Annotated in this window: 24 protein-coding genes; 10 read left to right on the plus strand and 14 right to left on the minus strand. The window is 45.6% G+C overall.

Going from position 1 to position 26,960, the window contains the following annotated elements:
* Positions 1-89 precede the first annotated feature (89 nt).
* From tal to ABWW54_RS01595, 7 genes are all read right to left on the minus strand, one after another.
* Positions 90-1,046, minus strand: coding sequence for a transaldolase (gene tal / locus ABWW54_RS01565; RefSeq protein WP_353409408.1), 957 nt, complete (start codon positions 1,044-1,046; stop codon positions 90-92).
* A gap of 450 nt (positions 1,047-1,496) precedes the next feature.
* Positions 1,497-1,799 (minus strand): hypothetical protein, encoded by a 303-nt coding sequence (locus tag ABWW54_RS01570; protein WP_353409410.1) that lies wholly within the window; start codon positions 1,797-1,799, stop codon positions 1,497-1,499.
* Positions 1,800-2,057: 258 nt separating this feature from the next.
* On the minus strand, positions 2,058-3,701 hold the full coding sequence (gene groL / locus ABWW54_RS01575) for a chaperonin GroEL (protein WP_353409412.1): 1,644 nt from the start codon (positions 3,699-3,701) through the stop codon (positions 2,058-2,060).
* Positions 3,702-3,814: 113 nt separating this feature from the next.
* Positions 3,815-4,102 (minus strand): co-chaperone GroES, encoded by a 288-nt coding sequence (gene groES / locus ABWW54_RS01580; protein WP_353409414.1) that lies wholly within the window; start codon positions 4,100-4,102, stop codon positions 3,815-3,817.
* Positions 4,103-4,226: 124 nt separating this feature from the next.
* Positions 4,227-4,691, minus strand: coding sequence for an FxsA family protein (locus ABWW54_RS01585; protein WP_353409416.1), 465 nt, complete (start codon positions 4,689-4,691; stop codon positions 4,227-4,229).
* 107 nt (positions 4,692-4,798) lie between these two features.
* A complete protein-coding gene (locus ABWW54_RS01590; protein WP_353410368.1) occupies positions 4,799-5,101 on the minus strand; it encodes a putative signal transducing protein in 303 nt (100 codons plus the stop codon).
* Between the two features lie 9 nt (positions 5,102-5,110).
* Positions 5,111-6,229 carry a beta/gamma crystallin family protein gene (locus ABWW54_RS01595; RefSeq protein WP_353409418.1) on the minus strand — a complete coding sequence of 373 codons (1,119 nt, stop codon included), beginning with the start codon at positions 6,227-6,229 and terminating at the stop codon, positions 5,111-5,113.
* Between the two features lie 89 nt (positions 6,230-6,318).
* Here ABWW54_RS01595 and hisC point away from each other — a divergent pair, with 89 nt between their 5' ends.
* From hisC to ABWW54_RS01610, 3 genes are all read left to right on the plus strand, one after another.
* Complete coding sequence (hisC, locus tag ABWW54_RS01600) at positions 6,319-7,398, plus strand: histidinol-phosphate transaminase (protein WP_353409420.1); 1,080 nt, start codon at positions 6,319-6,321, stop codon at positions 7,396-7,398.
* A 145-nt stretch (positions 7,399-7,543) separates the two neighbouring features.
* Positions 7,544-7,984 (plus strand): peptidoglycan-binding protein LysM, encoded by a 441-nt coding sequence (gene lysM, locus ABWW54_RS01605; protein WP_353409422.1) that lies wholly within the window; start codon positions 7,544-7,546, stop codon positions 7,982-7,984.
* Positions 7,985-8,112: 128 nt separating this feature from the next.
* On the plus strand, positions 8,113-9,627 hold the full coding sequence (locus tag ABWW54_RS01610; RefSeq protein ID WP_353409424.1) for a S8 family peptidase: 1,515 nt from the start codon (positions 8,113-8,115) through the stop codon (positions 9,625-9,627).
* Positions 9,628-9,694: 67 nt separating this feature from the next.
* Here ABWW54_RS01610 and ABWW54_RS01615 read toward each other — a convergent pair whose 3' ends face one another.
* Genes ABWW54_RS01615 through ABWW54_RS01630 form a run of 4 tightly spaced genes read right to left on the minus strand, consistent with a single transcriptional unit; the run spans position 9,695 to position 14,743 of the window.
* The gene (locus tag ABWW54_RS01615; protein ID WP_353409426.1) at positions 9,695-10,750 is read right to left on the minus strand and encodes a hypothetical protein; all 1,056 of its coding nucleotides are present in this window, start codon (positions 10,748-10,750) and stop codon (positions 9,695-9,697) included.
* Complete coding sequence (gene menD, locus ABWW54_RS01620) at positions 10,737-12,521, minus strand: 2-succinyl-5-enolpyruvyl-6-hydroxy-3-cyclohexene-1-carboxylic-acid synthase (RefSeq protein WP_353409428.1); 1,785 nt, start codon at positions 12,519-12,521, stop codon at positions 10,737-10,739. Before menD ends, ABWW54_RS01615 begins: the two co-directional genes overlap by 14 nt.
* Entirely contained in the window at positions 12,518-13,942 is a 1,425-nt protein-coding gene (locus tag ABWW54_RS01625; protein ID WP_353409430.1) for a polysaccharide pyruvyl transferase family protein, read from the minus strand. Before ABWW54_RS01625 ends, menD begins: the two co-directional genes overlap by 4 nt.
* A gap of 57 nt (positions 13,943-13,999) precedes the next feature.
* The gene (locus ABWW54_RS01630; RefSeq protein ID WP_353409432.1) at positions 14,000-14,743 is read right to left on the minus strand and encodes a hypothetical protein; all 744 of its coding nucleotides are present in this window, start codon (positions 14,741-14,743) and stop codon (positions 14,000-14,002) included.
* A gap of 217 nt (positions 14,744-14,960) precedes the next feature.
* Here ABWW54_RS01630 and ABWW54_RS01635 point away from each other — a divergent pair, with 217 nt between their 5' ends.
* Both ABWW54_RS01635 and ABWW54_RS01640 read left to right on the plus strand, forming a co-directional pair.
* On the plus strand, positions 14,961-15,161 hold the full coding sequence (locus ABWW54_RS01635) for a hypothetical protein (RefSeq protein WP_353409434.1): 201 nt from the start codon (positions 14,961-14,963) through the stop codon (positions 15,159-15,161).
* 103 nt (positions 15,162-15,264) lie between these two features.
* A complete protein-coding gene (locus tag ABWW54_RS01640) occupies positions 15,265-16,365 on the plus strand; it encodes a ferritin-like domain-containing protein (RefSeq protein WP_353409436.1) in 1,101 nt (366 codons plus the stop codon).
* Positions 16,366-16,440: 75 nt separating this feature from the next.
* Here ABWW54_RS01640 and ABWW54_RS01645 read toward each other — a convergent pair whose 3' ends face one another.
* The gene (locus ABWW54_RS01645) at positions 16,441-17,106 is read right to left on the minus strand and encodes a hypothetical protein (RefSeq protein WP_353409438.1); all 666 of its coding nucleotides are present in this window, start codon (positions 17,104-17,106) and stop codon (positions 16,441-16,443) included.
* A 62-nt stretch (positions 17,107-17,168) separates the two neighbouring features.
* The gene (locus ABWW54_RS01650; RefSeq protein ID WP_353409440.1) at positions 17,169-18,182 is read right to left on the minus strand and encodes an LLM class flavin-dependent oxidoreductase; all 1,014 of its coding nucleotides are present in this window, start codon (positions 18,180-18,182) and stop codon (positions 17,169-17,171) included.
* A gap of 173 nt (positions 18,183-18,355) precedes the next feature.
* Here ABWW54_RS01650 and ABWW54_RS01655 point away from each other — a divergent pair, with 173 nt between their 5' ends.
* Positions 18,356-19,084 carry a hypothetical protein gene (locus tag ABWW54_RS01655; protein ID WP_353409442.1) on the plus strand — a complete coding sequence of 243 codons (729 nt, stop codon included), beginning with the start codon at positions 18,356-18,358 and terminating at the stop codon, positions 19,082-19,084.
* Between the two features lie 17 nt (positions 19,085-19,101).
* On the opposite strand, the gene ABWW54_RS01660 is transcribed toward ABWW54_RS01655, so the two are convergent.
* Positions 19,102-22,641, minus strand: coding sequence for a DUF2341 domain-containing protein (locus ABWW54_RS01660; RefSeq protein ID WP_353409444.1), 3,540 nt, complete (start codon positions 22,639-22,641; stop codon positions 19,102-19,104).
* 225 nt (positions 22,642-22,866) lie between these two features.
* On the opposite strand from ABWW54_RS01660, the gene ABWW54_RS01665 reads away from it, so the two are divergent.
* From ABWW54_RS01665 to sufD, 4 genes are all read left to right on the plus strand, one after another.
* Positions 22,867-23,331: an Rrf2 family transcriptional regulator gene (locus ABWW54_RS01665; protein WP_353409446.1), complete on the plus strand. Its 465-nt coding sequence runs from the start codon at positions 22,867-22,869 to the stop codon at positions 23,329-23,331.
* A 10-nt stretch (positions 23,332-23,341) separates the two neighbouring features.
* The gene (sufB, locus tag ABWW54_RS01670; protein ID WP_353409448.1) at positions 23,342-24,817 is read left to right on the plus strand and encodes a Fe-S cluster assembly protein SufB; all 1,476 of its coding nucleotides are present in this window, start codon (positions 23,342-23,344) and stop codon (positions 24,815-24,817) included.
* Positions 24,818-24,903: 86 nt separating this feature from the next.
* The gene (gene sufC / locus ABWW54_RS01675) at positions 24,904-25,671 is read left to right on the plus strand and encodes a Fe-S cluster assembly ATPase SufC (protein WP_353409450.1); all 768 of its coding nucleotides are present in this window, start codon (positions 24,904-24,906) and stop codon (positions 25,669-25,671) included.
* On the plus strand, positions 25,625-26,956 hold the full coding sequence (gene sufD / locus ABWW54_RS01680) for a Fe-S cluster assembly protein SufD (RefSeq protein WP_353409452.1): 1,332 nt from the start codon (positions 25,625-25,627) through the stop codon (positions 26,954-26,956). The genes sufC and sufD overlap by 47 nt, the downstream gene beginning before the upstream one ends.
* Positions 26,957-26,960: the final 4 nt, after the last annotated feature.

The raw sequence follows: 26,960 nt of genomic DNA on the forward strand, positions 1-26,960 counted from the left end.
CACTTACTTCGCTCTCCTGCAAACAGTTAACTTGCGCTTCCAATGATTTCGGAGCGCAAGTTGTCTTTGCTTTACATCCTACACGTACATTAGGCAGACTCTTTCTCTAGCGATAGGATCCGCTCTGCAATGATCGACTCTAATCTCAATTGGTCCGCCGCGAACCCACGAATACCCTCACTAAGCTTTTCCGTTGCCATCGCGTCGTCATTCATTAACCAACGAAATTGCTCTTCTCCTAAGATCAACTTTTCCTGTGGTTGAAAAGACTCGCTGGAACCAAGAGCTCGTTCCAACACGCCACGATCTTGAGTAAGTTCAGTCAATAGTTCAGGAGAAATAGTCAAGTAATCGCAACCGGCAAGCGCTTCTACTTCGCCTTTGCTTCTGAAGCTAGCCCCCATTACGATCGTCTTATAACCATGCTGTTTGTAATAGTCGTAAATCCCTGACACCGAAATAACACCTGGATCGTTTTTTGGAACATAGCTCTTATTTGGCTCAGCCTTTTTATGCCAATCCAATATCCTTCCTACAAACGGGGATATCAAAAACACCCCTGCTTCAGCGCACGCAACGGCTTGAGCAAGACTGAAAAGCAAGGTCAGATTACATCTTATGCCTTCTTTCTCTAATGCTTCAGCGGCCTGAATACCTTCCCACGTTGCAGCTATCTTTATTAAAACTCGATCTCGACTTACTTCTTTCTCCTCATACAAATCAATTAGCTTTCTAGCCTTAGCTACCGTTGCTGCCGTATTGAAGGAAAGCTTAGCATCAACTTCGGTTGATACCCGGCCAGGTATAAGACGCAATATAGCGGCTCCCACTTCCACCGAAAACTGATCCAGCACGTTCGAAACAGACCCTCCTGAGCCATTGATGGCCGCCTCCAAGAGCGAAACATACTTAGGGTTTTGTGCGACCTTTAATAGTAAAGATGGATTGGTTGTAGCGTCTTTTGGCTGATGATGCTTAATGGCCTCGATGTCGCCCGTGTCTGCCACCACCGTAGTCATGCCTTTGAGTTGTTGTAATTTGTTCATAAAAGAGAATTTAGAGTGAAAATAGATTCGATATAGTCTAAGTGACTATGTGATCTATTTAAATAGGTAATTCTCCAAATTAACTACATGGGTAAATAATGTAGCTTGGAATTCCATTAAACGTGAGCCTGCGCATTTAGTAAAAATCACAAAACAATACCTCCAACGAAAAGAATCACCCGTTAGGGTGATTCTTTTCGTTGAAGTACTTCCTATAATCTGTTCAACAACACAGCATCAGGATGACGCTATCGGCAGGAGCCGTGTGTTGTTCGCAGTAACGCCGTGCGTGGCGTAAGGTCATGATGGGTTTGGCCTGGGATGGTAATTCCGCTGCACAAAACCTCTTAGCCGCTCTCGGCCACATCTTGAATGTGGCCTGGGCGGCATTTTAAATTTTAGCGTCCTAATTCGCCTGAGTTTGTAACAAACTTTCTAATGTATATTTTACTACTTTGACTGACTGATTGAAGTCAGACGAGTATTTAGCCTCGCGCCTAGATCCAAATTTTTATAAGCCGCCAACAATCCTAATTTAGAACTTTTAACAGGTTCACCAACTAAACCCAAAAATTCTTCGGCCAGATCTTTTGTCTTTTTCTTAGTCGTTGCTTGATAGATTTCCTTCACTCTTGAAACGAAATCGGGGTTGGATATTTTGAAATCTGCTTGGTCATCAAGAGGCAGAGTGCGTTTTAGTTCAAACGCTAACTTGATCGTTTGACGATCATATTGGAGGGTAGGAATTGTCATAGTTATGCCTGAGTCAATGTGTTCTGCAATGAACACTTTTCGAAATTAACTCCCAACATCACTCAGTAAAAGATTAGCCTTCTTTCACTTTTGAGCCCCTAATATTTAGACTACCTGTGTTGACGAAAATTAGCAAATGACATTTTCTTAGCATATTGTAATATCTAAAAAAACAAAAAAAGCCCCTCAAGAATAACCTGAGAGGCTTTTAAGATGGTTTGCAGGACAATGACTAAATCATTGTCTTACAGGAGGCATTTACATCATGCCGCCCATACCGCCCATACCACCCATATCAGGCATAGCAGGAGCTGCCGCTGCATCTTGAGGAGTGTCAGTGATCATTGCTTCAGTTGTAATGATCATGCTCGCGATAGATGCTGCATGTTGTAGTGCGGTACGAGTAACCAACGTTGGGTCCAAAATACCCATCTCAATCATGTCACCATACTCACCTGTGCCGGCGTTATAACCGAAAGTGCCCTTATTGTTACGCACTTCGTTCAACACCACAGAAGCATCGTCACCGCCGTTATCAACGATTTGACGCAAAGGAGCTTCAATTGCTTTTAGGATGGCTTTGACACCAGCGTCTTGATCTGCGTTATCTCCAGTCACTTTAGCAACCGCTTCTAACGTACGTACCAGAGCAACACCGCCGCCAGGTACTACGCCTTCTTCAACCGCTGCACGAGTTGCATGAAGAGCGTCTTCTACACGAGCTTTCTTCTCTTTCATTTCAACTTCAGTCGCCGCTCCAACTTTGATCAACGCCACTCCGCCTGCTAACTTAGCAACACGCTCCTGCATTTTCTCTTTGTCATAATCTGAAGATGACTCTTCGATTTGAGCTCGAATTTGGTTAACACGATCAGAGATTTGAGCCGCGTCGCCCATTCCATCAATAATTGTGCTGTTTTCTTTGGAAATTTGAACACGCTTAGCTGAACCAAGGTCTTCTAAAGTAGCGCCTTCAAGGCTCATACCAATTTCTTCAGAAATAACACGACCACCGGTTAAGATAGCAATGTCTTCCAACATGGCTTTTCGGCGATCGCCAAAACCAGGTGCTTTAACGGCACATACTTTTACGATACCGCGAATGTTGTTCACAACCAATGTCGCCAAGGCTTCGCCTTCAACGTCTTCAGCAATGATTAGCAACGGGCGACCCGCTTTTGCAACCGCTTCTAGCGTAGGCAATAGGTCACGGATGTTTGAAATCTTTTTGTCATGCAACAAAATCATCGGACTCTCTAAGTCCGCAATCATTGTGTCTTGCTTGTTAGCAAAGTATGGAGACAGGTAACCACGGTCAAACTGCATCCCTTCAACGACGTCGAGTTCGTTTTCTAAAGATTGGCCTTCTTCAACAGTAATAACACCTTCTTTACCAACTTTATCCATTGCTTCAGCAATAATATTACCTACTGACTCGTCAGAGTTAGCAGAAACAGTACCCACTTGAGCGATCTCTTTAGCGTCTTCACACGGCTTAGAAAGATCTTGCAATGATGCAACCGCAGCGACTACCGCTTTATCGATACCACGCTTAAGATCCATTGGGTTCATGCCAGCTGCAACAGCTTTCAAACCTTCTCGAACCATTGCTTGAGCAAGTACGGTCGCGGTTGTTGTTCCGTCTCCAGCGACGTCATTAGTTTTAGAAGCTACTTCTTTAACCAATTGTGCGCCCATGTTTTCAAAGTTGTCTTCCAACTCGATTTCTTTGGCAACAGAGACACCGTCTTTAGTTACGGTTGGAGCACCGAATGCTTTGTCTAGAACAACGTTACGACCTTTAGGGCCTAACGTTACTTTTACGGCATCCGCCAATATGTTTACGCCGCTTAAAATTTTGGTACGCGCGTCATCACCGAATTTTACGTCTTTTGCTGACATATCAAATTCCTCTTAATTCTTACAATTAACTTTACGATCTTAATGATCTAAGGCGCGTTCTGAACTGGCTAAACATACTCTAGCCTTCTCATCAGAACAGAACCCAAACTGTTTTACTCTACAACACCAACGATGTCGTCTTCTCTCATAACAAGAAGCTCTTCACCATCAACCTTTACTTCAGTACCTGCGTACTTACCGAAAAGAACGGTGTCTCCAACTTTTACGTCAAGCGCACGTACGTCGCCGCTGTCTAATATTTTACCGTTACCTGCGGCGATAATTTCGCCTTGAACCGGTTTTTCTTTTGCTGAGTCAGTTAAGATGATGCCGCCAGCAGAAGTTTGCTCTTCTTCGTTACGACGAACGAGAACGCGATCATGAAGTGGACGAATAGCCATTCGTTTTTCCTCCAAAAATAGAAAAATGATTGGGATTTAATTAACGAGATGAGTTTTAGCACTCACCGCACGGGAGTGCTAATAATAGGGCTGAGGACGATAAAGTCAAGACTTGAGTTAGATTTTATTTTTGCTCTTCTTGCCCTGAACTATATTCACCTTCAATGACATTTGGATTACCAGCGCCTCGAGTATTATTTTGACTTGATGAAGGGTCGGGCATACCCCCAACAAAACGACCATTTCTAATCAACGTTGCGATAATAGCTTGTCTAAACGACGGAACTAACAAAACAAAACCTATAGCATCAGTGATAAAGCCAGGCGTTAATAGTACGGCACCGGCAAAAAGCAAGGCAATACCTTCAAGCATTTGTTGAGCAGGCAGTCGTCCTGAATTAGCTTCTTGCTGGAACTTCATATAAGTGGCCATTCCTTGCTGCTTCACCAAATAGGCACCCAAGACTGCAGTAAAAATGACAAATAACACGGTTTTTAATCCACCGATTGCCGCACCCACCTTAAATAGTAGGCTGAGCTCTATGATTGGAACGCCTATGAACAAGGCTAAAAGAAGTAAAAATGGCATGTTTAGAAAACGTTGATTCAGTAATTACCAACTTGAGCTCAATAATGAACAGCGTGAAGGTTTCTATCTAGGGGCAAATACGCGGAAATCAAGGACTGAGGGCACAACTAATAGGAGCATTCACATTGCCAACAGAAATCAAACGTACCTGGGTTTTCTTCCTGGCATTCTGAGCACACCCAGTCTGCTCGATTAGCGTTCGGCTCCTTAAGCTGAGTAATCAATTCAGTCGCCTTCGGAGCTATTTCTTCAGCGACCCACAATTCAGGCCAAGTTTCAAAAAACGGTATCTCACCCATGATCGAAGACAGTTGCTCATTCTTAACAAAACAAGGTACGCCATGCGATTCCAAAAAAGACCGCATGGCGTTTACCTTAAACCTGTCTTCGTTTGTGTAAACAAGTTTCATCACACTAGATTATCTTCCTACTTTCAACCTTACTTCTTTACGATACCAATTATTCTTTAGAGAAGTTTCTTTTTCACCCTTTGCAAAAACAAATCTACGACCGTCAATTTCAACTATCGCTTTAGTGTTTGGGTTCGTTTTATTGATTTCCATCGTCAAACTTCCGTTGTGGCAAATACGCCCTTGCGTGGCCTTCTTATCAAAACGATGGAACCCATCTTTACCATGAAAACGGATGCCGCCTTGGCCACCAGCTGTAAACGCACGGTAGTCGAAGCAATTACTGTTGATACGTCGACTTGGGCCGCGGTTTACGACCGGTTGCTGCCTTCTAGGCGTTGCGGCAACACGACCCTTGCGACTGGTAATTGCAAATCGCTGCTGAGCTCCTCGAGGCTTAACAATGGTGACGTCATTGGCGAACAAGTCTATTCTTATCTTTTCCGATGTATGTTGGTTCTGCAAGTAGACATTACTATCGTCTCTTCGGGTCACATTGTATTGCGCAAGCCCTCTGCGGCCTTGGATATGCCATTGGGTCTGGTTTATACGTTGAAGCACACGATTGTTAAACACCACCTGGGAAACCGTTTTTGCCGTCACTCCGTCATTAAAATTTCTGCGCACGTCTCTAGTCTGATCCCGTCTTGGTCGAGGATCTTCAACTCGATCATTCCCACCGTAAATTCTTCCGTTATTACGATTACCATCGCCGTTTCGATCGAATCGCTTCTTTGTGTACTCAACGCGTAGGGAGCTGACTTCATCATTCCATGAATCATCAAAGCAACGCACATTTCGGTCTATTCTTGCGTAGTCACCTTTAAACTTATCATGTTGAAAAATGATGGCTTCTAATTCTCTAGGCACTCGGATCGAAGACATGCTGTCGTTCCTAAAATCTAATTGACTCATATTTCGGAACTCACCCACTGAGACATCTCGTCGTTCCCCACGAAAATCGCAATCTTCGTAAATAGAGATATACGGCTCTTGCTCGTAACCGCTCCCTTGATACCCATTGTTGTAGTTTCCTTGGGCCAATGTAGGCGAAGGGGCCAGCACTAAGGCAGCAACCAAAACGCCGAAGGACTGCTTTACTGTCGTTAATTTTATGAGTGCTTTCATATTCGTCTCCTGACTAATTCTCAAGTTTTACATACCTTACCAGTGTTACTATTAACCCAAGCTGAATCAATAAACTTCCCAGAATCATCATGAGCCGCTATTGGTCCGACATTGTCAGTAAACTTACGCCGTATACGCCTGGCGAACAACCCCAAATACAAGATCTCATCAAGCTTAATACCAACGAAAACCCGTATGGCCCATCGCCCAAGGTCATTCAAGCAATATCCAATGTAAATAACGAGGGCTTGCGAAAATACCCTGACCCCACTGCGCTCAACTTAAAGAAAACCATCGCCGAATATTACTCCCATCACAACATAAGCAGCGACAATGTTTTCGTGGGAAACAGTTCTGATGAAGTCCTAGCACATGTTTTCAGGGGCCTATTAAAGAAAAGCAAGCCTTTACTGTTTCCCGATATCACCTACAGCTTTTACCCTGTGTATTGTGATCTATTCGGCATCGACTATCAGACGGTGCCTCTACAGAAAGATTTCACCATCAACATCAAGGATTTCCCCGCCAACAATGGCGGCATTATTTTCGCTAATCCAAATGCCCCAACCGGTTTGGGGCTTGACATAGACCAGCTTACAAAGCTACTGGACACGCATCCGGATTCTGTCATCGTTATAGACGAGGCTTATATAGACTTTGCTGAAGGAGATATTCGCACAGCCGTAGAACTGATTAGTGAATACGACAACCTTCTCGTGACACAAACATTATCTAAGTCTCGCAATCTAGCAGGCTTAAGAGTTGGACTTGCATTGGCTCACCCAGACTTAATTGATGGACTGGAGAGAGTAAAGAACAGCTTTCACCCTTATGCCCTCGACGCGCTGGCGTTAGCTGGCGCTGAGGCGGCATTTAAGGATATCGAGTACTTTCAAGAATGTAGCCTCAAAGTAAAAACAACGCGCAAGAAATTTACTAAAAAATTATTGGAGCTCGGGTTTAACGTCTTAGATTCAAGTGCAAATTTCGTATTTGCAAGTCATAAGGGACATAATGCACGATCCCTTTTCGAGGGCCTTAGAGAGAAGAAAATCATTGTCCGATACTTTGATAAACCAAGACTAGATCAATTCTTAAGAATCAGCATTGGCACTGAAGACGAGATGCAAGCCTGCGCTATCGCTTTGCAAGAGTTAACAAAGCTTTAAGTTTAGAATTTGCCTATTTTATCTTTCTCGGGTTATGGTTGAGCCGCGAGAATTCGATGGCATGCTAGACAGAAGCCGCTGAATACCGCCTCACTCTACGGACAACGATTATCAACATAGACCTGAAAGACAGGCAGGAGTAACGATGGGATTATTTGATTTTGCTTCAAATATTGGCAAAAAAGTATTTGGAATCGGCGACGCCGATGCCGCTGAGCAAGTAAAGACTGAGATTGAAGCGTTCAATCCTGGCGTTTCGAATCTTGATGTATCAATGGACGGTGAAACTTGCACTCTCACGGGTGAATGCGAATCCGCCGAAGCGAAAGCCAAAACGGTGCTAATGGCAGGTAACGTAATGGGGGTTGGCGAAGTAGTTGCTGACGGACTAAGTGCTCCTGAACCCGTGGTCGTAGAAGAAGACCACTACTACACGATCGAGAGCGGCGATACACTGTGGGGCATTGCGGCCAAAACAATGGGCAACGGCGCAAAGTACACCGAAATATTCGAAGCCAATAAAGAAGTCATACAAGACCCTGATAAGATCTTTCCAGGGCAAAAGATCATTATTCCTAAAGCATAGCGGCAAAGGATATAGTTCTACCCCAAATAGCCCGTTTACGGGCTATTTTTTTACCCAAAATAACTTACAAACATCCAGTAAAAGTTTATGATATAACGCGAGATAGGCAAAATTAGTGAAGGAATATTATGACTAACAAAGGACAGTTTATATTACAGGCCAAATCTGGTGCCCTGGCAAAAAGCAAACAAGAGCGATCAGCGCTGAACGACCTACCTCACGTTGAGCACAATCAAGAGAAGCGCCAAGCGCGATTACTCATCGATGGAAACATCCATAAAATAAGTGTTCTTCATTCCATCTCTGAATTAGGGCCGAAACTAATCGAAATGGATGCAGCTGATGGCCTCAAGCACGCCGATGCAGACCTCGGCGATCACTACAAACTCTACCCCGTACGCAAATACCACACAGCCTCAGTGAATGCAGATCATGTGGCACCAAGTGACACGAACACCAACCACGTTTCAAGCACTGATCTTATTCACTTAAGCGTTCGCGTTGAAGACTCCGAAACGGGGAAGCCCATAGAAGGCGCGACTGTCATTGCCTATTTCGACTATGCTTCAAGCAAAGGAGCTCCACCGGCAACCACAAATTCATCTGGCGTAACACAAGTCCTATGGTTAAAGACCCTACCCACCATATCAAAAATGATTGTGATGCCCCCGGAGTTGCCCACCTACTGGGGATTATCCCAAGACAACGTCTCTGTATCCGATGAGTTAACTCTTAAAGTTAAACCCGTAAACCCAAGTTTTACCGATTGCGTTAAAGCGACCTACCCTGACAATCAATGTGACTTAAACACGCCCGTTACCGTTGCCGTCGTGGACACTGGTGTTGCTCACCACGCGGGATTAAACTTAGTCGGAGGCATGAACACGGTGCAAGGAGAAGAACCCGATCAATACGGTAGCAATGGTGACCCTCATGGCACACACGTGGCAGGGCTTGTCGGCGCAAATGATCTCGTGCTAGGCGCGGCTCCTGGCGTTCGTCTTCGATCTTACCGGGTGTTTGGTGAGGGCGAAAAGAACGCCACAAGCTACGCGATCACCCACGCAATCTTAGATGCCGTTAAGGATGGCTGCGACATAATAAATTTAAGCTTAGGAGTCAACGAAGACGACGCTGTGCTCAAAGAAGCGATAGATCATGCGAGGTCTTGTGGCTCGCTTGTGGTCGCCGCTGGCAATAATAATTACGGTGGCGAGCTTGGCTACCCCGCCGCTTATACCAATTGCATTGGCGTATCAGCGATGGGCATAATTGACACTACACCAAAAGGGTCTCAACCAACGCTGGATATTACAGATGAACGGGGCACCAATAATGATAATTACCTCGCGGCATTCACGTCTGTTGGTAATGGCGTTAATTTTATTGCTCCGGGTGTGGGTGCCATTTCCACAATCCCTGAAAACGCCTACGGCCAACTGAGCGGCACATCAATGGCTTGCCCACTGGTCTCGGGATGTGCGGCTGCATTATTGGCAAATGATGCCGACTTGTACGCTTCTGAACGAGACGACCTCAGATCATCTAAGCTTGAATCACTACTAAAGTCATCTGCCTCCTCTCTGGGTTTTGAACCGTCTGAACAAGGTGCCGGTTTACCCTCGGAGGGCTCGACGGAGTAACCTCACTACCCAGCCTCATTGAAAGCCGCAAGCGATAACAGGCGTTAAAATACGCCGATATTATCGCCTAGGTGTTAACGACTCGATAATAGGGTTGATTGCCCATTGCAACGTGAAAACGTTTGAATTTTTGCTCTAGAGGCGAAAACCGATAATCCACCGGCATCAAATTAAAGTCATCATTAATACGATACACTTTCGATTCACGAGGAATTGCCTCAATAGTTAAACCAGATGACAAAACAGTCGGCAAGTCGGCGATCAAATCCAGTTCGGAAATTCTCAATAGAAGGTTCGTTTTAGCAGCACTTGGATAACGAAACATCATGATTATGACGATATCCAAAATTGTCATTAGGCTTGCCGCAACTGAAAAACCATGCTGCGGCACATGAATCGCGTCAATGTCCGTTGATAATGTCATTTGATAGACGTCACCGCTCTTTTTGTAAGCAAAACCGGCGGGCAATATGTTGATTGCAAACGAGTTAAAATTAGCCAGTTGTGTCACTGGCCGACCTTCCAATTGCACTCCAAAAAATAGCAACGTCCGTCCTTGGTTGGTCTTAAACTTACCAGTAATAGACGCGCCTGCTTCTAGTTGCGCCACGTCATCGGTAAAACCTACGCTGGAGTCACAAATGTGCAATCGCATATTTTGCACAACCAGCCTTTTGAAAGAAGCCCGATTCAGGCTAGATATGTGTTCACCAACATTTAAAATTTCTTCCGCCAAGGTGGCTAAATACAAGATCATGACCGGACCGTGGACGTTAGTTAGTGACTCTGCCGAGAAAAACAGCTCAGTGGTTGCCTCTATATACTCACTCCCGTTTCGTCGCTTTTCATTAAGCACCACGTCCTGATGTTGAGCAGACGTTAATCCACCGGAGCTTACCAAGTACTGATCCAGTTCAAACGCGTATTTATCTAGCTCTTCTATCTTGTTTTCTAAGTCAACCAGACGCTTAGCACCATCACAGCTTTGCTGCGATACAGCAAATTCGCTCAGAAGTTGTGGGCGCAGCTCGGAACGAATATGATCCGCCGTTCGAATTGCAAGCTGAGGGTCAATGCCGTTAATAGTAGGAAACGATTCCATCATCATGTTAATAGACTCCATTCATTATTAGTCCAAAGAGCTTTGATAAATCCGACTTCGCTGAATCATCAGGCACAACCACTTCAATCAGACATAAGCGCTGATTCTCGGCCGCATCGCTCAAAGCCGCCAAGAGTTCAGCCTGACTGCAGCATTTGATATAAGGGACATCAAAACCCTTGGATACCTTTTCAAAATTCATGTTGAGAGGGTTTCTTACTAAACGTTGATAGTCGTGCATTTCATTGCAACTAAGTAAGTCAAAAATGCCGCCTCCATTATTATTCATAATACAAATCGCACCACCATTCCGACTTTGACTGACATTATGTAAAGCGGCTATATCATGCCCAGCTGCCAAGTCACCCAACAAGAGCAAACCATTACCCTTAAACGCTGAAAGCTCGCCCAAAAACGTACTTATCGTTCCATCGATACCACTAGCCCCCCGATTGACCGTCACTGCTTGAGCTGAGCTTGCGGGTTTTAGATGTAAGTTAACGTGCCGAATAGACAACGAGTTAGCAACATGAAACAACTCAAACCCTTGAGCATTCGACACAATCGATGCCGCTTTAGACTCGCTCCATCCAAGATTAAGCAAATAGGTTTCACGTGCCAACGCCACCTGCTGAGATAACGACAACCAACTTTTCAACCATTGCTCATCACCGCTGCCCAACAAAGAAATTAAATCGTCAATATCCGCTTCGTGCAACCTATCCAGCATTACCGCATTTCGATTTAAGTAATCAGAAGTACGAGAGCCTTTAGAAAAACAAATTGTTGGGCACGCCTGATTCTGCAGGTACCGTTGAACCATATTGGCAATTGGCGCTTCGCCAAAACGAATTGACACCTCAGGTTGTAAGCTAAACGCTGAGGGAGAAACAACCATTAAATCTGCATCGCTAATTAAGTTATCTAACTTTGATGGGCGACGTAACCCCGTGGGCGCATCGGCGATGACCGGGTAATTCAATTTTTCTGCCAATGAAATAATCGACGCTATCGCAACAGGGGAATCTGGCCCCACAACGATCAAACCTTTCATGTTTGGCTTTAACTGTAAGTGTTTTAGCCGAGCCTTCAAATCAAGTGTGGCTGGTGTCGGTTCTAAATTTTGCTTCTCCGTAGCGTTAATCTTTAAGGAATCAATCGAAAAGTCAGGCACCTTCCAATTTGGGTCTTGATCCATGCTCGTAATTGCTCCCAGCATTGGCACATTGATATGCACTGGCCCTCTAGGCAAGCCTTTTGATAACGTATTCAATACATCTTTCTGCATCGACTTCAGGGACTCGAAAGAGTCTTGTGGGTCATCTAAATCAATAGCGGCACACACCAAGGATTTGCAAATCCCCATATGATCGGCGCATTGGGGTGCTCCTGTGTCTCGCACCGATCTAGGACGATCTGTCGTCAGTAATATCAGCGGAATGCCGCACGCTTTGGCTTCTACCAGCGCAGGCACTAGGTTTGCAACAGCACTGCCCGAAGTTGTACTGATGCCAACTGGCTTTCCCGTGACCTTAGCAAGACCAAGAGCATAGAACGCAGCGGCTCTTTCATCGTTATACACTTCCACATCAACACCAGGTTGTGTACTCAGAATAGAAATCAATGCCGTGGATCGTCCACCACAAATACTGACGACCGTCTTCATTCCCGTCGTAATCGCCGCCTGAACCAAAGCACGACACCACAGCGTATTGGCATTATGATAAGTCGTAGACAAATAGAGTTCATCAACGTCAGGCTGACTCGGTGGGTTATCAATGCTCAAGTTCATTCTGTGTACCCCAGAAAGGACCTAACCCCGCTACTGAGCTCCGGCAGAAAGGTCTTCATATCAGAATCTTTATCCGGTACATCGACATAAGGCAGTTTACTGGAAACCTCACCACATAAAGCTCGCCCCATATCGCTAATTCTCGACAGTTGGCGCGCCATAAAGCTGTCTAGTTCTTCGAGCGGCTCTATGTCTCGATTTGATACTTTTTGCATCAACGCAAATAGCTCGTCCGACAAACTGGGACTTGAAACATCGACCACCAACTCAGGGCAACCTCGATCACACATTAGATTAGTGATGCGCTCATCAATCGTGATTCCAATGCCGGGCACGTTTGCGGGCATCGACGTAACCAATGCATGATAACGAGAGCTAATTACCATTGATCCGGCGCGCAATAGAGAGACAACTTCGTCAGCACTGTACTCAGAGCTCACAAACATAGGCACATCAACACCGAGCTCTTTTTTAAGATCAAGGCAAGCCTTGCGATCAAGCGACTCCATTCCAATTAATACCGGAAAAATCGTTGACGTTTCACCGTATCGGCTAATCGCACGAGCGATGGACGTTAAATACTCCTCATAGCGCGCTTTCGCCTTCTTAGAATCATTGTAAAAGAACACTGATCGACAATGAGACTCTCGATGCTTACCCGACTCTTTAAGTTCCGCGTATTTCTTAAAGTCTGGCTTTGCTGGCCAACAAAAGGGGTTTATTGGCGCGATGCAGACAACCTTAGCCTGGCCATCCCATCCGGCTTGTTTCAATAATCTGCCACCTAATTCAGGCGACGACGGCTGATACGTCCAAGCCGTATCAGCACCCAGTACGGCGCGGTACCCTAGCTCTCTAGAAACAATATCAAAGGATTGCTGACTGCGCGCGATCACTAAACTCTCCGAACTATTCACCTTAGCGAAGTCGCTGACCTCAGCCGACATTTTCCCAGCTTCTGCACCGTACGCGACACTCAGCTTTCCCTCTGCGGCGGCTAGCGCTAAGGCGCTTATAAATGAAATCGCCATGACGTTTGAAAAGTTTGACTTGAATACCGACCCTTCAACAATAATGACTCCGTCGTAGTCCGATAGAAACTCATTTGCCCCCATCTCACGCTCTTCAACGTCAATCAGAGAGAATGGTTCGTAATCAAGTGGCTGGGAACAAGTGTAAAATATACGGACTTGATCCGATGGAAACAGCACTAAAAGCTGCCGAATAATTTCGCCTGTTCGTATATCAGCACCAATGTTTCCAGACCCGCAGTACCCGTTCAGCAAAATTTTATACGGTGCTCGCACCGCACTGGCGTCGGGTTCTGACTGAGAACTAGCTCTTCGCTCTTCAATTGCGACCTCGGCTTGCATAAGCAAACTTATCTCACTAAAGTTTAAACCACTCTCGTCCAATTGCATTATTTAGTTCTCCTTACTCATCTCATTGCAGGAACCACGAAAAGGCGATCGGCTATTTCAGGACTGCAGACTCAACGGAATCACGTTGTCAAACCGAGCGGTTTCATTTCGTTTTATGACGTCCGAAAGATTATCGAATGTAATGGTGATCTTCCGCCATGGATAGGCGAGGTTTTCTTTTTGCGCTATGCAAAAAAGAGTTGGCCGACCATCATAGAACGTCGATCTTTGGATGCTCATCCGCTCAGGCACCACCACACCTCGTTCAGACAGTTCGGCTGAATTTAGAAGTACATCTAAAACAAATTGAGGGCGGTCATCTTCAGGTAAAGAGTACAACTCGCCGATCACACAATTAAATGCGCTGTCGAGCACAAAATCCGCAATCTTTATCACCGCTCCGTAAACAGTATTGCGGATCACATCGGTGTCCTCTGGTGCGTCAGGTAACGGTTCACTTTCTGCCCCCCATGCAGATCTATCGTAGGCATCGACGTCCATTGAACCGTAAGAACTCCAAGCCCTTTTCTCCTCAGAACCAGGCTCAACACCTAAGTTTTGGGGTCCATTTGATACCGCGTGATCGGGTTTCTCAAACGTTCTTGGGGCGACTCTAAATGTAGAGGGGACGTCGACACCAGCTTTCTCCAATTCCTCTGGGTATACGGCCGTTGCCAAACTAATACGCTCATGATCTGGCGCTTCTCGTACTTTAACCATTTCACTAACAACGTGTGAGTGACTGGCAATCTCCGATAGTTCTGTCGCCAAGTTCACAAAATATTCTCGCGTATAATTCATCGTAATAAACTTCCTTATTCTCGGTATTAGGGTTAGATCCGACCTAATCAACGGGATAGTCGGAAACGCTTCTTACGATACAAAATAGACACTCGTGATGGTGCGCGCAATGCGACAATTAGACTATTGACTAATAAATACGATAATCCTAGGGTAACTGCGTTAGCTAAATTCTTAGCTAGCATAATTATTTTTTAGCTATATGGAGGCTAATATCATGAGTACAGGAGCAGAAGCGTTACAAAAAGTACGCGAAGCAGGACTAACCAAGGAATTCACCAAGGACCCAGTAGGAACACTGGAAAAAGCGGGAGTTGATACCAACGCATTACGAATCCACCAAACCTCAGCAGCTGAAGGCGCAACGCACAGTGCGTGCGCATCAGTAGGCTGCGGGGTGTGTGCTTCGGTTGGTTAAAATCCACACCACACATAAGCAGTAAAGCAGTACTGGCACAGCGATCATTCCCTGATAGTCGCTGTGCCTTTTACCATATCAATTTACTAATTTTATAAGCCTTATGAGCAAAGAAATTAACCATGACCCGATCTTTGCTTCGTTTAAGATTGGCGATCACAGCGCGCAATTTTCGGCCCAACGTTACGGTGCACGAACCGACGTCTTCGACAAGTTAATATCCGGAACACACAGCCACTACTGGGACCCATCGGACGATCGATATATAGACTTTTCATCCCCCTTTGACCTAACGACTCAGCTCGTGTTGCCAATGGAGGTATTTCCTGAATTCGATACGCCAAGTATTCGGCAACTTAGCAATAGTCAAAAAATTGCACTGGCAAACGATAACGCCCATTGGATGGTTTCCAGTTTGCTGCATGGCGAACAAGCGGCTTTATCCCTATGCTCGAGTTTGACTAACACGTTGGTGGATCCAGGTGGTCAAGAATACGCCAGCAATCAAGCTCGTGAAGAAGCAAGACATGTTAATGCGTTTACGCGTTACATTGAGGCACGGTGGGCGACTCCGTTAGAACCAGGCCCGGCTCTAGGAGGATTACTAACCGAACTTGTATGCGCGCCAGAAGTGTATAAAAAACTCATAGGCATGCAAATTCTGGTCGAAGGCTTGGCCATGGGAATGTTTGCTGTAATTCACGCGCTAACCAATGATCCAGTCCTTAAACGCTTAACCCAACTGGTGATGACCGATGAAACTTTTCATCATAAGTTCGGCAAAACATGGGCGGCGAGAACGGTACCTAACACAACGCCCGACGAACACATAATACTTGAGGATTGGGCCGCTCATTGCTTTGAAAAACTGTTACTAAACCTCATGAACATTAAGGAACGCAAACAAATTTTCGCCAAGCATGGTCTTCCTTGGGAGATCATTAGCAAGGAGTGCGAATCTCTATTTAGCGAAGACTCTCAGCGAGAAAAAATGCAACAGCAAGGAAACGTTTTTCGAGTGCTAGTTCGTACGCTGGTGAAATCGGGGATAATCACGGAACGAACTCGACCAATCTATGCCCGCTGGCTTGATGTCGAACAGGTTTGCAAGGAAGAAGACGTGCTTGATGTCGTTGGCGAAATAGTATCGCAGCAAGGCATCTCCTTACTCAAAGCGCTCAATGGTCAAACGAGTGCAAACTAGGGCATAACAGGAAAGAAGAATGGGCGAAACTTCGTTTGCCCATCCTTTCATTAAACAATAACCAGTGTGACCAAGCTAGTCATTATCGAATGTATACGTGACCTTACGCCAGGGGTACGCCAACGCAGTGAGCGCGGAAACGCAAAACAAGGTAGGCCTGCCATCGTGGAATGTAGATCGCTGTATCATCATGTCGTGAGGAACCACGACGCCTCTACTCTCTAATTCCTGCTGATTTAACACGACATCCAACACAAACGCTGGCCGACTTGTTGGCGGTAATTCCGACATTTCAGCAAGTAAGTTTTGGAAATTTTCCGTGGTGACAAAGTCTGCGATACGGCTCATGCCCATCCTAATAGCATTGCCAATCTCTTCTGGGGCCAGTCTCTTTTCGGGCTGTCCTTCTAAGGGGGATTCAGCCCAGGAACTTGTGTCATACGTTTCAGGCGCTGCTGCTCCCGAACTAGATCCGGGTTCTTTCCCCATAGATTGCACTCCATTTTGCTCTGCGTATGCTGGGTCTTCGAAGGTTCGAGGGACGGCTCTAAACCCCTGCGGAATTTTAACACCCGCTTTAGCAAGCGAGTCTACGTTTATCTTTTCAGCAATAGCGTATTGCGCATCATGATCTCCTGCTTTATGCACTTGTTCCACTTCCGTCAAAAATGCAGGGTTTGTTACCGTAGCGACAAGTCTGTCTGCGATGTCTTCTAGGTGTTCTCGAGTAATGGGGTTCATTATATTTCTCCAAATTGTGAATAAAAAAGTTGGTCCAACAAAGCCACCAACTAACTGGCCAATTAAAAGGCAGGCATAACATGCTCAGAAAATGCCTTCATAGATTTCAAAACACTGGTTTGGTCTAATCTTCCAAACCAAAAACTGGCGTTAAAGTGATCGCAACTGAGTTCGTCTTGCAGATGCTTGATCTTCTCAATGCAATGCTCAGGAGAGCCAAAGATCACGTAATCCTCTAGCATTCGCTCATCGTCAGGCTCGCCCTCAAACGGCACCTCGACCACTCTACCGCCATCAACTTCACCAAAATCAAAACGTTGGCTAACACTAACTCTGGCATTCCATCGAACCTCATCAAGCGCACGCTTGATCTCACGTTTTGATTCCGAAACGAACACGGGACGATGAGTCCCAATGCGCGCTCCTCCTGCTCTACTAACTAATTCCGGAAAGGCACTCTCAATGTTTTTCAATTTAGAAAAGGGCTCAAGGACACCAGTGAATACATTGAGATTTCGTTCGAGAGCAAACTCCACAGACTCAGCAACAGAGGTATTGACAACCACCCATACGGGAGGCTTCGTTTGCAGAGGCTGGGGGAAAATGATCGTCTCAGGCACTTGAAAGTGGTCCCCACTAAATTCAAACGGTTTGCCCTCTAACGCCTTACAAACCAATTCGACGGATTCCTTATAGTGCTCCATGCAAATATCCGATCCGATGCCCAAGCGCTCAAATTGATAATGCTGATATCCTTTACCCAGCCCAACGTTAACTCGCCCGTCGCTCAACACATCCAACGTTGCCATTTGCTCTGCGATAAGCAAAGGGTTATGCATTGGTAACGGCGTAATCGCCGTGCCCAGACGTATCGTCTTCGTACGAGCTGCCAGATTAGCTAAAAAAGTTATCGGGCTAGATAAATAGCTGTATGAAGTGAAGTGATGCTCAGCCAACCATGCTCCTGTAAAGCCGCATTCTTCAGCCGCTAAAACCAACTCTGCTCCCCGCTGATAGATCTCACTCGATGTCCGCATATCCGGAGACTGCATGGTAAAAAAACACCCAAATTCCATATGGCCACTTATTCGTTAAACGCAAGCCCATCAGTACTTTAGAGGACTTACTGTACTTTTGTCCTTTATAGTTTACGCCCCTCGACACTGATCACAATAAAATATATGGACTAGACGAAATACCTCAATCGTTAAAACACATGACGTTCATTAAGCCACGATAGACTCCTCGAATGAAAAAACTGACGACCCTAGTATTCGCTTTCGCGATGATCCTCAAAATGACTCCTACTGTCGCCGAAACATTGACGTCCGTTGGTGAGGTCTACGATGTAAAAACAAATGACTTGATCTACAGGGAGTTCCACGTATTCAATAAGACACCGCTTAACGAAAGCATGCACACCACTTACAAAGACATAGATGGGCAGGTTATCGCCCAAAGAACAGTAAATTTTAATGCCGGTTTTGCAGCAAATTATGTGTTTCAGCAGCCAGGTCTAGGCATTGAAAAGCGCGTGAACAGGAAATCTAAGAGCATCACCTACACCGAAATCAACGCCGAGAAATCCACCGTCAAAACCTTCGAGCCAAAAAACATCAGTACCGCAGTTGTAAATGCAGGAATGTTTAACGCGATCGACAGAGCTTGGCCGAAGCTGAGCAAAGGAGAAACGATTGAAATTGACTTAGTGGTTCCAGAAAGAGGCAGAACGTTCAAAATGTTAGTCGAGAAAGTCGATATTGAAAAAACTGATTCAGTGAAGTTTCTTGAAAGAAACGGGCTCACTGTATTTAAAATGCGCATAGCAAATCGGTTTCTACGCCTACTGGTCCCTCCAATTGAACTCGGCTACAGCACTAACACTAAGCGGCTTACATACTATCAAGGACCATCCAATATTAGAAAATCCAATAACAAAGCTTATAAAGAAATTCGAGTGATATACTCTAACGACTAATCGAGTTTCTCTTATGCTTATTGCACGGGGAGGCTTGGGTCGCCTAACAACGCCCAATTGTTAATCGCAGTACGGTAATTCAAAGGCAGTCGTTTCATCCCTAACTGTATTGCCCTTCCAACACTCTGCCCAGCCTTCATTTCAGATGCAATGAGCTCAGCCAGTTCTCGTTGGTTTTCGTATCCGCCCACAACAGATGGCCCATGTATCGCCATCGCGGCATTATTTTCAGAAAACATCAATTGAAGAGCCAAAGAGTTGTGAGTTGTGCTCTCATAATACGTCGTGTAACAGCCCAAGGAAGTTATCAACATGGGTGACCCTTCGTTTTCCAGATCTGATACTTTTGAGGCCGTTAACATTTGAGAGTAGGACCACGCATTTGGAGACCCGTGACCATTATAAAACGTCCATGTCGCACCATTTTTGATTTCGTCTTGAACTCGTTTCTGTACAACCTCATTGACCGAGGCATTAGCTGATAGCGGGTCTTGCAATACTTGATCTATGTAAACTCTGGCTGCGGAGTTGATATTAACGCTTTTGAGAGTCGCGAAATGAGCATCTAAGTCTGATCCAAAATCAAATTCGCGCTTTTTATCAGCCAATAGCAACACGTTGTGGCCGACTGCTCCGCGGTCAGTCTCACCGTTTGCCCATAATAAGCTTTTATCGACGATAGACTTTACTTGATCAAGACTGCGTACGGGCCAACGACCGATTGACTTTTCTGGGTATCCGTCACCATCAAAATCAATAAATGGTTGATCACTTGGAGTAAATCTGGAACTTCCTATTGGACGATAAAACGTAGGGATAAAGTTAACGCTTTGTGTATTCTGCTTATTAAGATAATCAAAAGTGTGTCCACCCACTAACAACACATGATCGTATTCTACGCTATCGCCAGTGGACCTCAAAAACAATTGAATTGCTTCATGTAGCGGGATGTCGCTGCCATATTGACTCACGATATCTGCTGTACTAATGATTTGGTTTTCAATGCCTTGCAAGCGACGCTCTTGTGAATACCGCTCTAAATCTGGACCAATAAAATGAGGATGACTGACGATCAATAGATCCACATCTGACACAAAAATACCCAAACCACCATTTACCACCGCAACACTGCTAGGCATCAACAAATCGCTATTATGTCCAATAAAATATCGACTCTCACCGCCCGCAACCAATGGCACTGTAAATTGATTACGACCAAGCTCCTTCGCTCGAACAGGCTTCAGTCTGATAAGGTTGTGGTCAGCGCGAAAAGCGTAAGCGATCAGCCCTTTCCGAGGCTTAGGTTTAAAGACGATTCCTTGAGCATGACGCCCATCATCTGTGAACCTCAGCGCGCCAGTACTGCGGTTCGACACAGGATAAGAAAGAGCAACGGTGTCAACTACAACGACATCAAAATCGTAGCCAGTATGCTCTACCCTAACTTCAACTTGGTTCACCCCACTATTTAGTACACCCGCGGGGATACTTGAAGAAATATTCCTAGCTCGTTGCCCTTCAAACACCTCAGTAGCAACCGCTTGGCCATTGACCAAAACCGTAATCGCATGATGCGGATCTAAGGCTCCATCGTTATCAAAGTCTTGCAGAGGAGCATTGGCTATTCCGGCCAATTCTATCTTTACTTTAGCCTCCACCCCTTCGATCAGTTCAGGTAATGTGAAATCATAAACTTGACTGACGGGCTCTGCGATTCTAAACATCAGATCCATGACCCAAGGGGACTGTAGCGGACTGAAAATGACGTGTTGATTGTCGACGTTAAGTTCCTGACGCTCATAATGCCATGCCTGAGGGTCTTCGGAGTTACGTCGTACGCTTCGAATTTTCTGGGCCAAATTAGGGTCAATATGAATCTGATAAAATCGCTCATCTTGATAAATTGAAAGATCACCGCTCGGCTCTATGCCGACAAAGTCTATGGCGCTCCCTGGACCGAAGAGCCGTCTCGACTTGTTGTTGCCTCGTTTTTTCGGAGCGTAGATTGCCCTCGGAATGGGTTTACCATTTAGACTCACCGCGATATCCGCTCTTTTTACGTTCGACCAATCAACACCTGTCGCCAAAAGGTCTTCGTAGGTAACCCGATAAACACCACTGGTTTTAACGCCCACCTGAACTCTGTCAGCGTCTGGTGAGACAAATCGCTTTTTACGCCAGCGGTTGTTTACCCATCGAAATCCACGCGCTTGCATTTTACCCACGAACTCATTGTGCACGCTTTGCCAATCAATCGGCTGTGGTGTGAAATCTTCACCGTAGTCTTCCCCAAGATCAAAGGGGCCAAAAAACTCCTGCTTTCCATTGATGTCTACGCTGGATATAACCACACGATCAAGGTTTGATTCTCGATCTAAATAGTAGCTCCATTGGTAGCTCTGAACATCAATTGAATCAAAACTAGCACTTCGTATTAGAACGTCATTGAGTTGCCTCAGGGACTCATCTTGATCCCCTTCCAACGTCCATATATTAAACCCAACGTTAAACGTTTCGTCAGCCGTTTCCCATTCTAGCTTCAAAAAGGGTCCCGCTTTAAAACTCTGAAATTTGGCAAGTGTGACTGGAACCGTGGTGATGGTTCCAAACGTTACTTGAGCAACCGGGCAGGAAGGCGCTAAAAGCGTCAAACCGGGTGAACCTGCCGTCAGATTTTGAAAAGTTTCATCACTCAATAGCCCGTCACCATCCGAGTCATAGCGATACTCAAGCTCAGCTCTACCATCACAACACCGCTCAAAACCGAGCGCTCTAATCGTATGCGACCCTGCGGTTAACAACCGATCACCCTGTAGGACATCAACATTAGCAAAATTGGTAGCCCACCATAGATCGTTACCCCAGTCCTCTTCTAAAGGGGTTCCATCAACTGTCAGCTCGCCACCTAAGCCGAAATCAGCGCCCAAGCGGAATTCATAGAGGGCGTCGGCAGGCACAATAAACTGACCTGAAATTGACAAGCCGAAGTCGCCGTTTTGAGTGAATATGGTGCTGTGATCATCCACCAGTTCAGACAATACCGTACATCCATAATTAGGGTTTGACGTAACGGTATTAAAATCAAATAAACTATGAGCTGCTGCGCTGGTTGCTGGGTCGGGGTCGGCAGCCACATGTGGCTGACTGTGATACTTTAGACCCGCGTTAACAAACGTGCTGGCGGCATCACTAAGTGGTGTCATGACATCGACCCGATTGTAGTCGAGAAAGATTTGGGTATCCGGGGGGCTCGTAGGAACGCTGGGCACTCGAACCCAGATTACGGCGGTCGACGTGACTGGGTCGACACTTTCTACGTAGAAGTCCAATTGCGATGTGGTGTCAAAATTCCATGCGATTAGGTCATCGCCATTATTACTGAAGTCAAAACCAGGAGCATTCGTCGAGTTAATGTCCAACCTTACCGTATAGTCGGTGAGAGTGGTTACCGGCAATACATTATTTGAGATAGAAATCGGTAGACGAGACTGCGCTAACCCTTCAAGGCTAAACACTGAAATCACTAAAATCCCCAACACCTTCAACCAACTACTCACGGCCCACCCCTATTTAATTCCTTCTCGTTTTTAAATTTTTATAAATCACTTTGTGATTTGGCGCGGATTATAAGGCAATGTTCGATTTTTAGTCAGCCTCAAACTCGACAATTTACTTAAGTTTACACGCCGAAAAGCCCTTGATTAGTGGGTTTGCGCCTCTTATACTCCGATTCCCGAGTAAAACACTCAGGTTTCACACTCAAAGAGATACACTTCCGGATTATGAAGCTCACTACGAAAGGCAGATACGCTGTTACGGCAATGATGGATTTGGCATTACACGCCAAACTCGATTGCGTGTCTCTCGTCGACGTAGCTGAACGTCAAAAAATATCGTTGGCTTATCTTGAACAGCTTTTTCGTAGCTTACGAAAAGCAGGGTTAGTGAATTCCGTACGTGGAGCAAAAGGCGGCTATATGCTCGCCAAAGAAGTCAAACAGATTTCGCTTGCTGACATCCTCATTGCGGCCGATGAGAAAATAAATTTGGCGTGCGGTGGTAGTTCTTGTAGTGACAGCACACCCTGCCTAACTCACGGGCTTTGGACAAATTTAAGTCAGCAATTCTTCGAGTTCTTAGACAGTAAAAATTTAGACGACCTTGTTAAAAGCCGAGAAGTCCAGACGATGGCAACCATGCAAGACGTAACTCAAATCGGGAACATCCCGGTGCAAATCAGTAAGTAGGTAACTTAATATGTCTGATCACAGCTTAGAACAGAACCTTCTCGACGAGCCCAATAAAGAGCTCAAAGAACTTGTAAAGCGTGAGTATAAAGAAGGGTTCGTTACCGATATTGAATCCGACACGTTTGAACCGGGTTTAAATGAAGACATCGTACGACGCATTTCAGCTAAGAAAGGTGAGCCTGAGTTTATGCTGGAGTATCGGCTAAAGGCATTTCGTCGCTGGGAAAAAATGAAAGAGCCAGACTGGGCTCACATTGATTACCCAAAAATTGACTTCCAAGATATCGCCTATTATTCGGCTCCTAAGGAGATGCCAAAGCTAAACAGCTTGGATGAAGTAGACCCTAAGTTGTTGGAAACGTATGAAAAGCTCGGTATCCCACTCGAAGAACAAAAAATGCTGGCGAATGTCGCCGTCGACGCGGTCTTTGACAGCGTGTCGGTTCGTACCACTTTTCGTGAGACATTATCCGAAGCTGGCGTCATCTTTATGCCAATTTCAGAGGCGGTTCATGAACACCCAGAATTAATTAAACAGTACCTTGGCAGCGTCGTCCCGACTCAAGACAACTACTACGCAGCCCTTAACGCTGCGGTCTTTTCTGATGGCTCGTTCGTGTATATACCAAAGGGAGTAAGGTGCCCCATGGAGCTTTCGACCTATTTCCGTATTAACGAAATGAACACAGGCCAATTTGAGCGCACTCTCATTATTGCTGATGAAGGCTCTTACGTAAGCTACTTAGAAGGTTGCACCGCGCCACAGCGAGACGAAAATCAGCTGCATGCGGCCGTGGTGGAATTGGTTGCCCATACTGATGCTGAAATCAAATACTCCACGGTCCAAAATTGGTATCCCGGTGATGAGAATGGCAAAGGGGGTATTTATAACTTCGTAACTAAGCGCGGAATCTGCAAAGGCAATAATTCCAAAATATCGTGGACCCAAGTAGAAACTGGGTCGGCAATCACTTGGAAGTACCCCAGTGTTGTTTTACAAGGCGATCATTCAGTGGGTGAGTTCTACTCCGTGGCGTTGACTCACAATAAGCAACAAGCCGACACAGGCACAAAAATGATTCACATGGGCAAAAACACGTCCAGCACGATCATCTCTAAAGGCATTTCTGCTGGCCACGGGCAAAACACCTACCGTGGTTTGGTTAAAGTGCTCAAAGGCGCAGACAATGCACGAAACTTTTCTCAGTGTGACTCATTGCTGATGGGCGACCGATGCGGAGCTCACACTTTCCCATATATGGAAGTTGAAAACCCAAGCGCGAACTTAGAGCACGAGGCAACCACGTCCAAAATCTCGGAGGATCAACTGTTCTACTTGAAACAACGAGGGTTGGGAGAAGAAGCAGCTGTATCAATGATCGTAAACGGATTCTGTAAAGAGGTATTCCGAGAGTTGCCCATGGAGTTTGCCGTTGAGGCTCAAAAGTTATTAGACGTCAGCCTAGAAGGCGCCGTCGGTTAAGAATTAAATTCACCGATACCGCACCAAACTAGGACCTTTCATTCTCGTTCATGGTTTCGGCATCGGCAGCATTAAGGTAAAAAGCAATGTTAGTAGTTAAAGACTTACACGCCAGCGTTTTTGGCACTCCTATTTTAAAAGGCCTAAACCTAGAAGTTAAAGCCGGCGAAGTTCACGCGATCATGGGACCGAACGGCGCAGGCAAGAGCACGCTATCAAACGTGATCGCCGGCCGTGATGGCTATGAAATAACCAGTGGTTCAATCGAGTATCAAGGCAAGGATATCACTGAACTTGAAGCCGAAGAACGCGCGTGCGAAGGCATCTTTTTGGCGTTTCAATATCCTGTCGAAATCCCCGGTGTCAGCAACATGGCGATGTTGAAAGCCGCCGTAAACTCGATTCGAAAATACAATGAGCAAAGCGAGATCAGCGCGGGTGACTTCCTAAAATTGATTCGTGAGAAAGCCGCTCTTGTTGAAATGAAACAAGAGTTTTTAAAACGATCAGTCAATGAAGGGTTCTCTGGTGGAGAGAAAAAACGCAACGAAATTCTTCAAATGGCCATGCTCGAGCCCAAGCTAGCACTGCTTGATGAGACGGATTCGGGGCTTGATATCGACGCGCTTAAAATTGTATCGCACGGCGTCAATGCGCTGCGTTCTCCAGAACGCGCCATGGTGGTCGTCACTCACTATCAGCGTTTACTCGATCATATTGTTCCAGATTTTGTACACGTCCTCGCAGACGGAAAAATAGTTAAATCTGGCGATAAGGAACTTGCGTTAAAACTCGAAGCTGAGGGCTATGGTTGGATTGAAGGCTTGTCGGAAGATATCGCAGAGGCCAGCTAAGATGATTGCCGCAGACCAAACCCAAAGTTGGATTGATCAACATTCGGCCGTTGTTTCGATTGAAGCTGACTGGTTAAATACAGCAAGAGAAAAGGCGCTTTCTCATTTTGAAGAGGTCGGCTTACCAGGAATAAGAGACGAGCAATGGCGATATACCAATTTGCGGGCTCTTAAAAGCCACAACTATTCTGTTGCTGAGTCTAGAGAGTTGCTTGTTGAACTGCCAACCAGCGACAACCCTCGATTAGTATTCGTGGACGGCATTCTGAATACCGAACATTCAACGGCACTCAACGTAGATGGCGTCAGCACACTCAGCTCAGCACTAAAAACACACAATTCTCTGGTTGAAGCTCACTTTGGGCAAGCCCTTCCCAAAGAACAACATGGCTTTACGGCCCTCAATACCGCCTACGCACAAGATGGCTTTGTTGTTCAAATAGGAAATAACGCCAACTTGGTCGACGTATTAGAAGTGTTCTTTGTGTCTCAAAGCCCTGAAACGGTTAGCCACACACGTAACCTCATTATATGTGCAGCGAACACCAAATGTACCGTTGTAGAGCGCCATATCGGCAACGCTGACGCGATTTATCTGAGCAACAGTGTCACTGAAATATTTGCCAACGACAACGCCCATGTGGACCACTATAAGATTCAACAGGAATCCGACGAGGCTTTTCACATTGGCGGCGTATTTATCAATCAACAGAGCAGCTCAAACGTAAAAAGCCACAGCATTGCATTGAGTGGTTTGGTGACGCGCAACGACGTTAACACAAACCTGTTGGGTGAAGGCGCTCATATGGAAATGAATGGGTTAGTGCTAGGTTCAGGTCGCCAACACATCGACAATCATACTGAAGTAAATCACGTGGTTCCTAATTGCACCAGCGATGAGTACTACAAGACAATTCTTGACGATAAATCTAGAAGTGTTTTTAGAGGCCGAATTATTGTTGCCGAAGACGCCCAATTGACCAATGCAGACCAACAAAACAACAATCTACTGCTTTCTCGTCATGCCGAATCGGACAGCAAGCCCCAGCTAGAGATCTACGCGGATGATGTAAAGTGTTCGCATGGATGCACAGTGGGTCAACTGGACGCGAGTTCTTTATTTTATCTTAAGTCCCGAGGTATTGATGCAGAATCCGCTCGCGGCTTACTGACCTTTGCGTTTGCGAATGAAGTCATTGATCGCATTCAAGTAGATTCTGTGAAATCTGAGCTCACCAAAATCATCGCTGGAGAATTACTCTCTGGCCTAGAAGACTTGGTTTAAGAGT

Origin of the sequence: Arenicella sp. 4NH20-0111, assembly GCF_040366405.1 — a bacterium.
Taxonomy (GTDB): domain Bacteria; phylum Pseudomonadota; class Gammaproteobacteria; order Arenicellales; family Arenicellaceae; genus Arenicella.

Coding starts and splice junctions, on each gene's coding strand:
- tal (WP_353409408.1), bottom strand. CDS start 1,046: ATGAACAAATTACAACAACTCAAAGGCATGACTACGGTGGTGGCAGAC.
- ABWW54_RS01570 (WP_353409410.1), bottom strand. CDS start 1,799: ATGACAATTCCTACCCTCCAATATGATCGTCAAACGATCAAGTTAGCG.
- groL (WP_353409412.1), bottom strand. CDS start 3,701: ATGTCAGCAAAAGACGTAAAATTCGGTGATGACGCGCGTACCAAAATT.
- groES (WP_353409414.1), bottom strand. CDS start 4,102: ATGGCTATTCGTCCACTTCATGATCGCGTTCTCGTTCGTCGTAACGAA.
- ABWW54_RS01585 (WP_353409416.1), bottom strand. CDS start 4,691: ATGCCATTTTTACTTCTTTTAGCCTTGTTCATAGGCGTTCCAATCATA.
- ABWW54_RS01590 (WP_353410368.1), bottom strand. CDS start 5,101: ATGAAACTTGTTTACACAAACGAAGACAGGTTTAAGGTAAACGCCATG.
- ABWW54_RS01595 (WP_353409418.1), bottom strand. CDS start 6,229: ATGAAAGCACTCATAAAATTAACGACAGTAAAGCAGTCCTTCGGCGTT.
- hisC (WP_353409420.1), top strand. CDS start 6,319: ATGAGCCGCTATTGGTCCGACATTGTCAGTAAACTTACGCCGTATACG.
- lysM (WP_353409422.1), top strand. CDS start 7,544: ATGGGATTATTTGATTTTGCTTCAAATATTGGCAAAAAAGTATTTGGA.
- ABWW54_RS01610 (WP_353409424.1), top strand. CDS start 8,113: ATGACTAACAAAGGACAGTTTATATTACAGGCCAAATCTGGTGCCCTG.
- ABWW54_RS01615 (WP_353409426.1), bottom strand. CDS start 10,750: ATGGAGTCTATTAACATGATGATGGAATCGTTTCCTACTATTAACGGC.
- menD (WP_353409428.1), bottom strand. CDS start 12,521: ATGAACTTGAGCATTGATAACCCACCGAGTCAGCCTGACGTTGATGAA.
- ABWW54_RS01625 (WP_353409430.1), bottom strand. CDS start 13,942: ATGCAATTGGACGAGAGTGGTTTAAACTTTAGTGAGATAAGTTTGCTT.
- ABWW54_RS01630 (WP_353409432.1), bottom strand. CDS start 14,743: ATGAATTATACGCGAGAATATTTTGTGAACTTGGCGACAGAACTATCG.
- ABWW54_RS01635 (WP_353409434.1), top strand. CDS start 14,961: ATGAGTACAGGAGCAGAAGCGTTACAAAAAGTACGCGAAGCAGGACTA.
- ABWW54_RS01640 (WP_353409436.1), top strand. CDS start 15,265: ATGAGCAAAGAAATTAACCATGACCCGATCTTTGCTTCGTTTAAGATT.
- ABWW54_RS01645 (WP_353409438.1), bottom strand. CDS start 17,106: ATGAACCCCATTACTCGAGAACACCTAGAAGACATCGCAGACAGACTT.
- ABWW54_RS01650 (WP_353409440.1), bottom strand. CDS start 18,182: ATGGAATTTGGGTGTTTTTTTACCATGCAGTCTCCGGATATGCGGACA.
- ABWW54_RS01655 (WP_353409442.1), top strand. CDS start 18,356: ATGAAAAAACTGACGACCCTAGTATTCGCTTTCGCGATGATCCTCAAA.
- ABWW54_RS01665 (WP_353409446.1), top strand. CDS start 22,867: ATGAAGCTCACTACGAAAGGCAGATACGCTGTTACGGCAATGATGGAT.
- sufB (WP_353409448.1), top strand. CDS start 23,342: ATGTCTGATCACAGCTTAGAACAGAACCTTCTCGACGAGCCCAATAAA.
- sufC (WP_353409450.1), top strand. CDS start 24,904: ATGTTAGTAGTTAAAGACTTACACGCCAGCGTTTTTGGCACTCCTATT.
- sufD (WP_353409452.1), top strand. CDS start 25,625: ATGGTTGGATTGAAGGCTTGTCGGAAGATATCGCAGAGGCCAGCTAAG.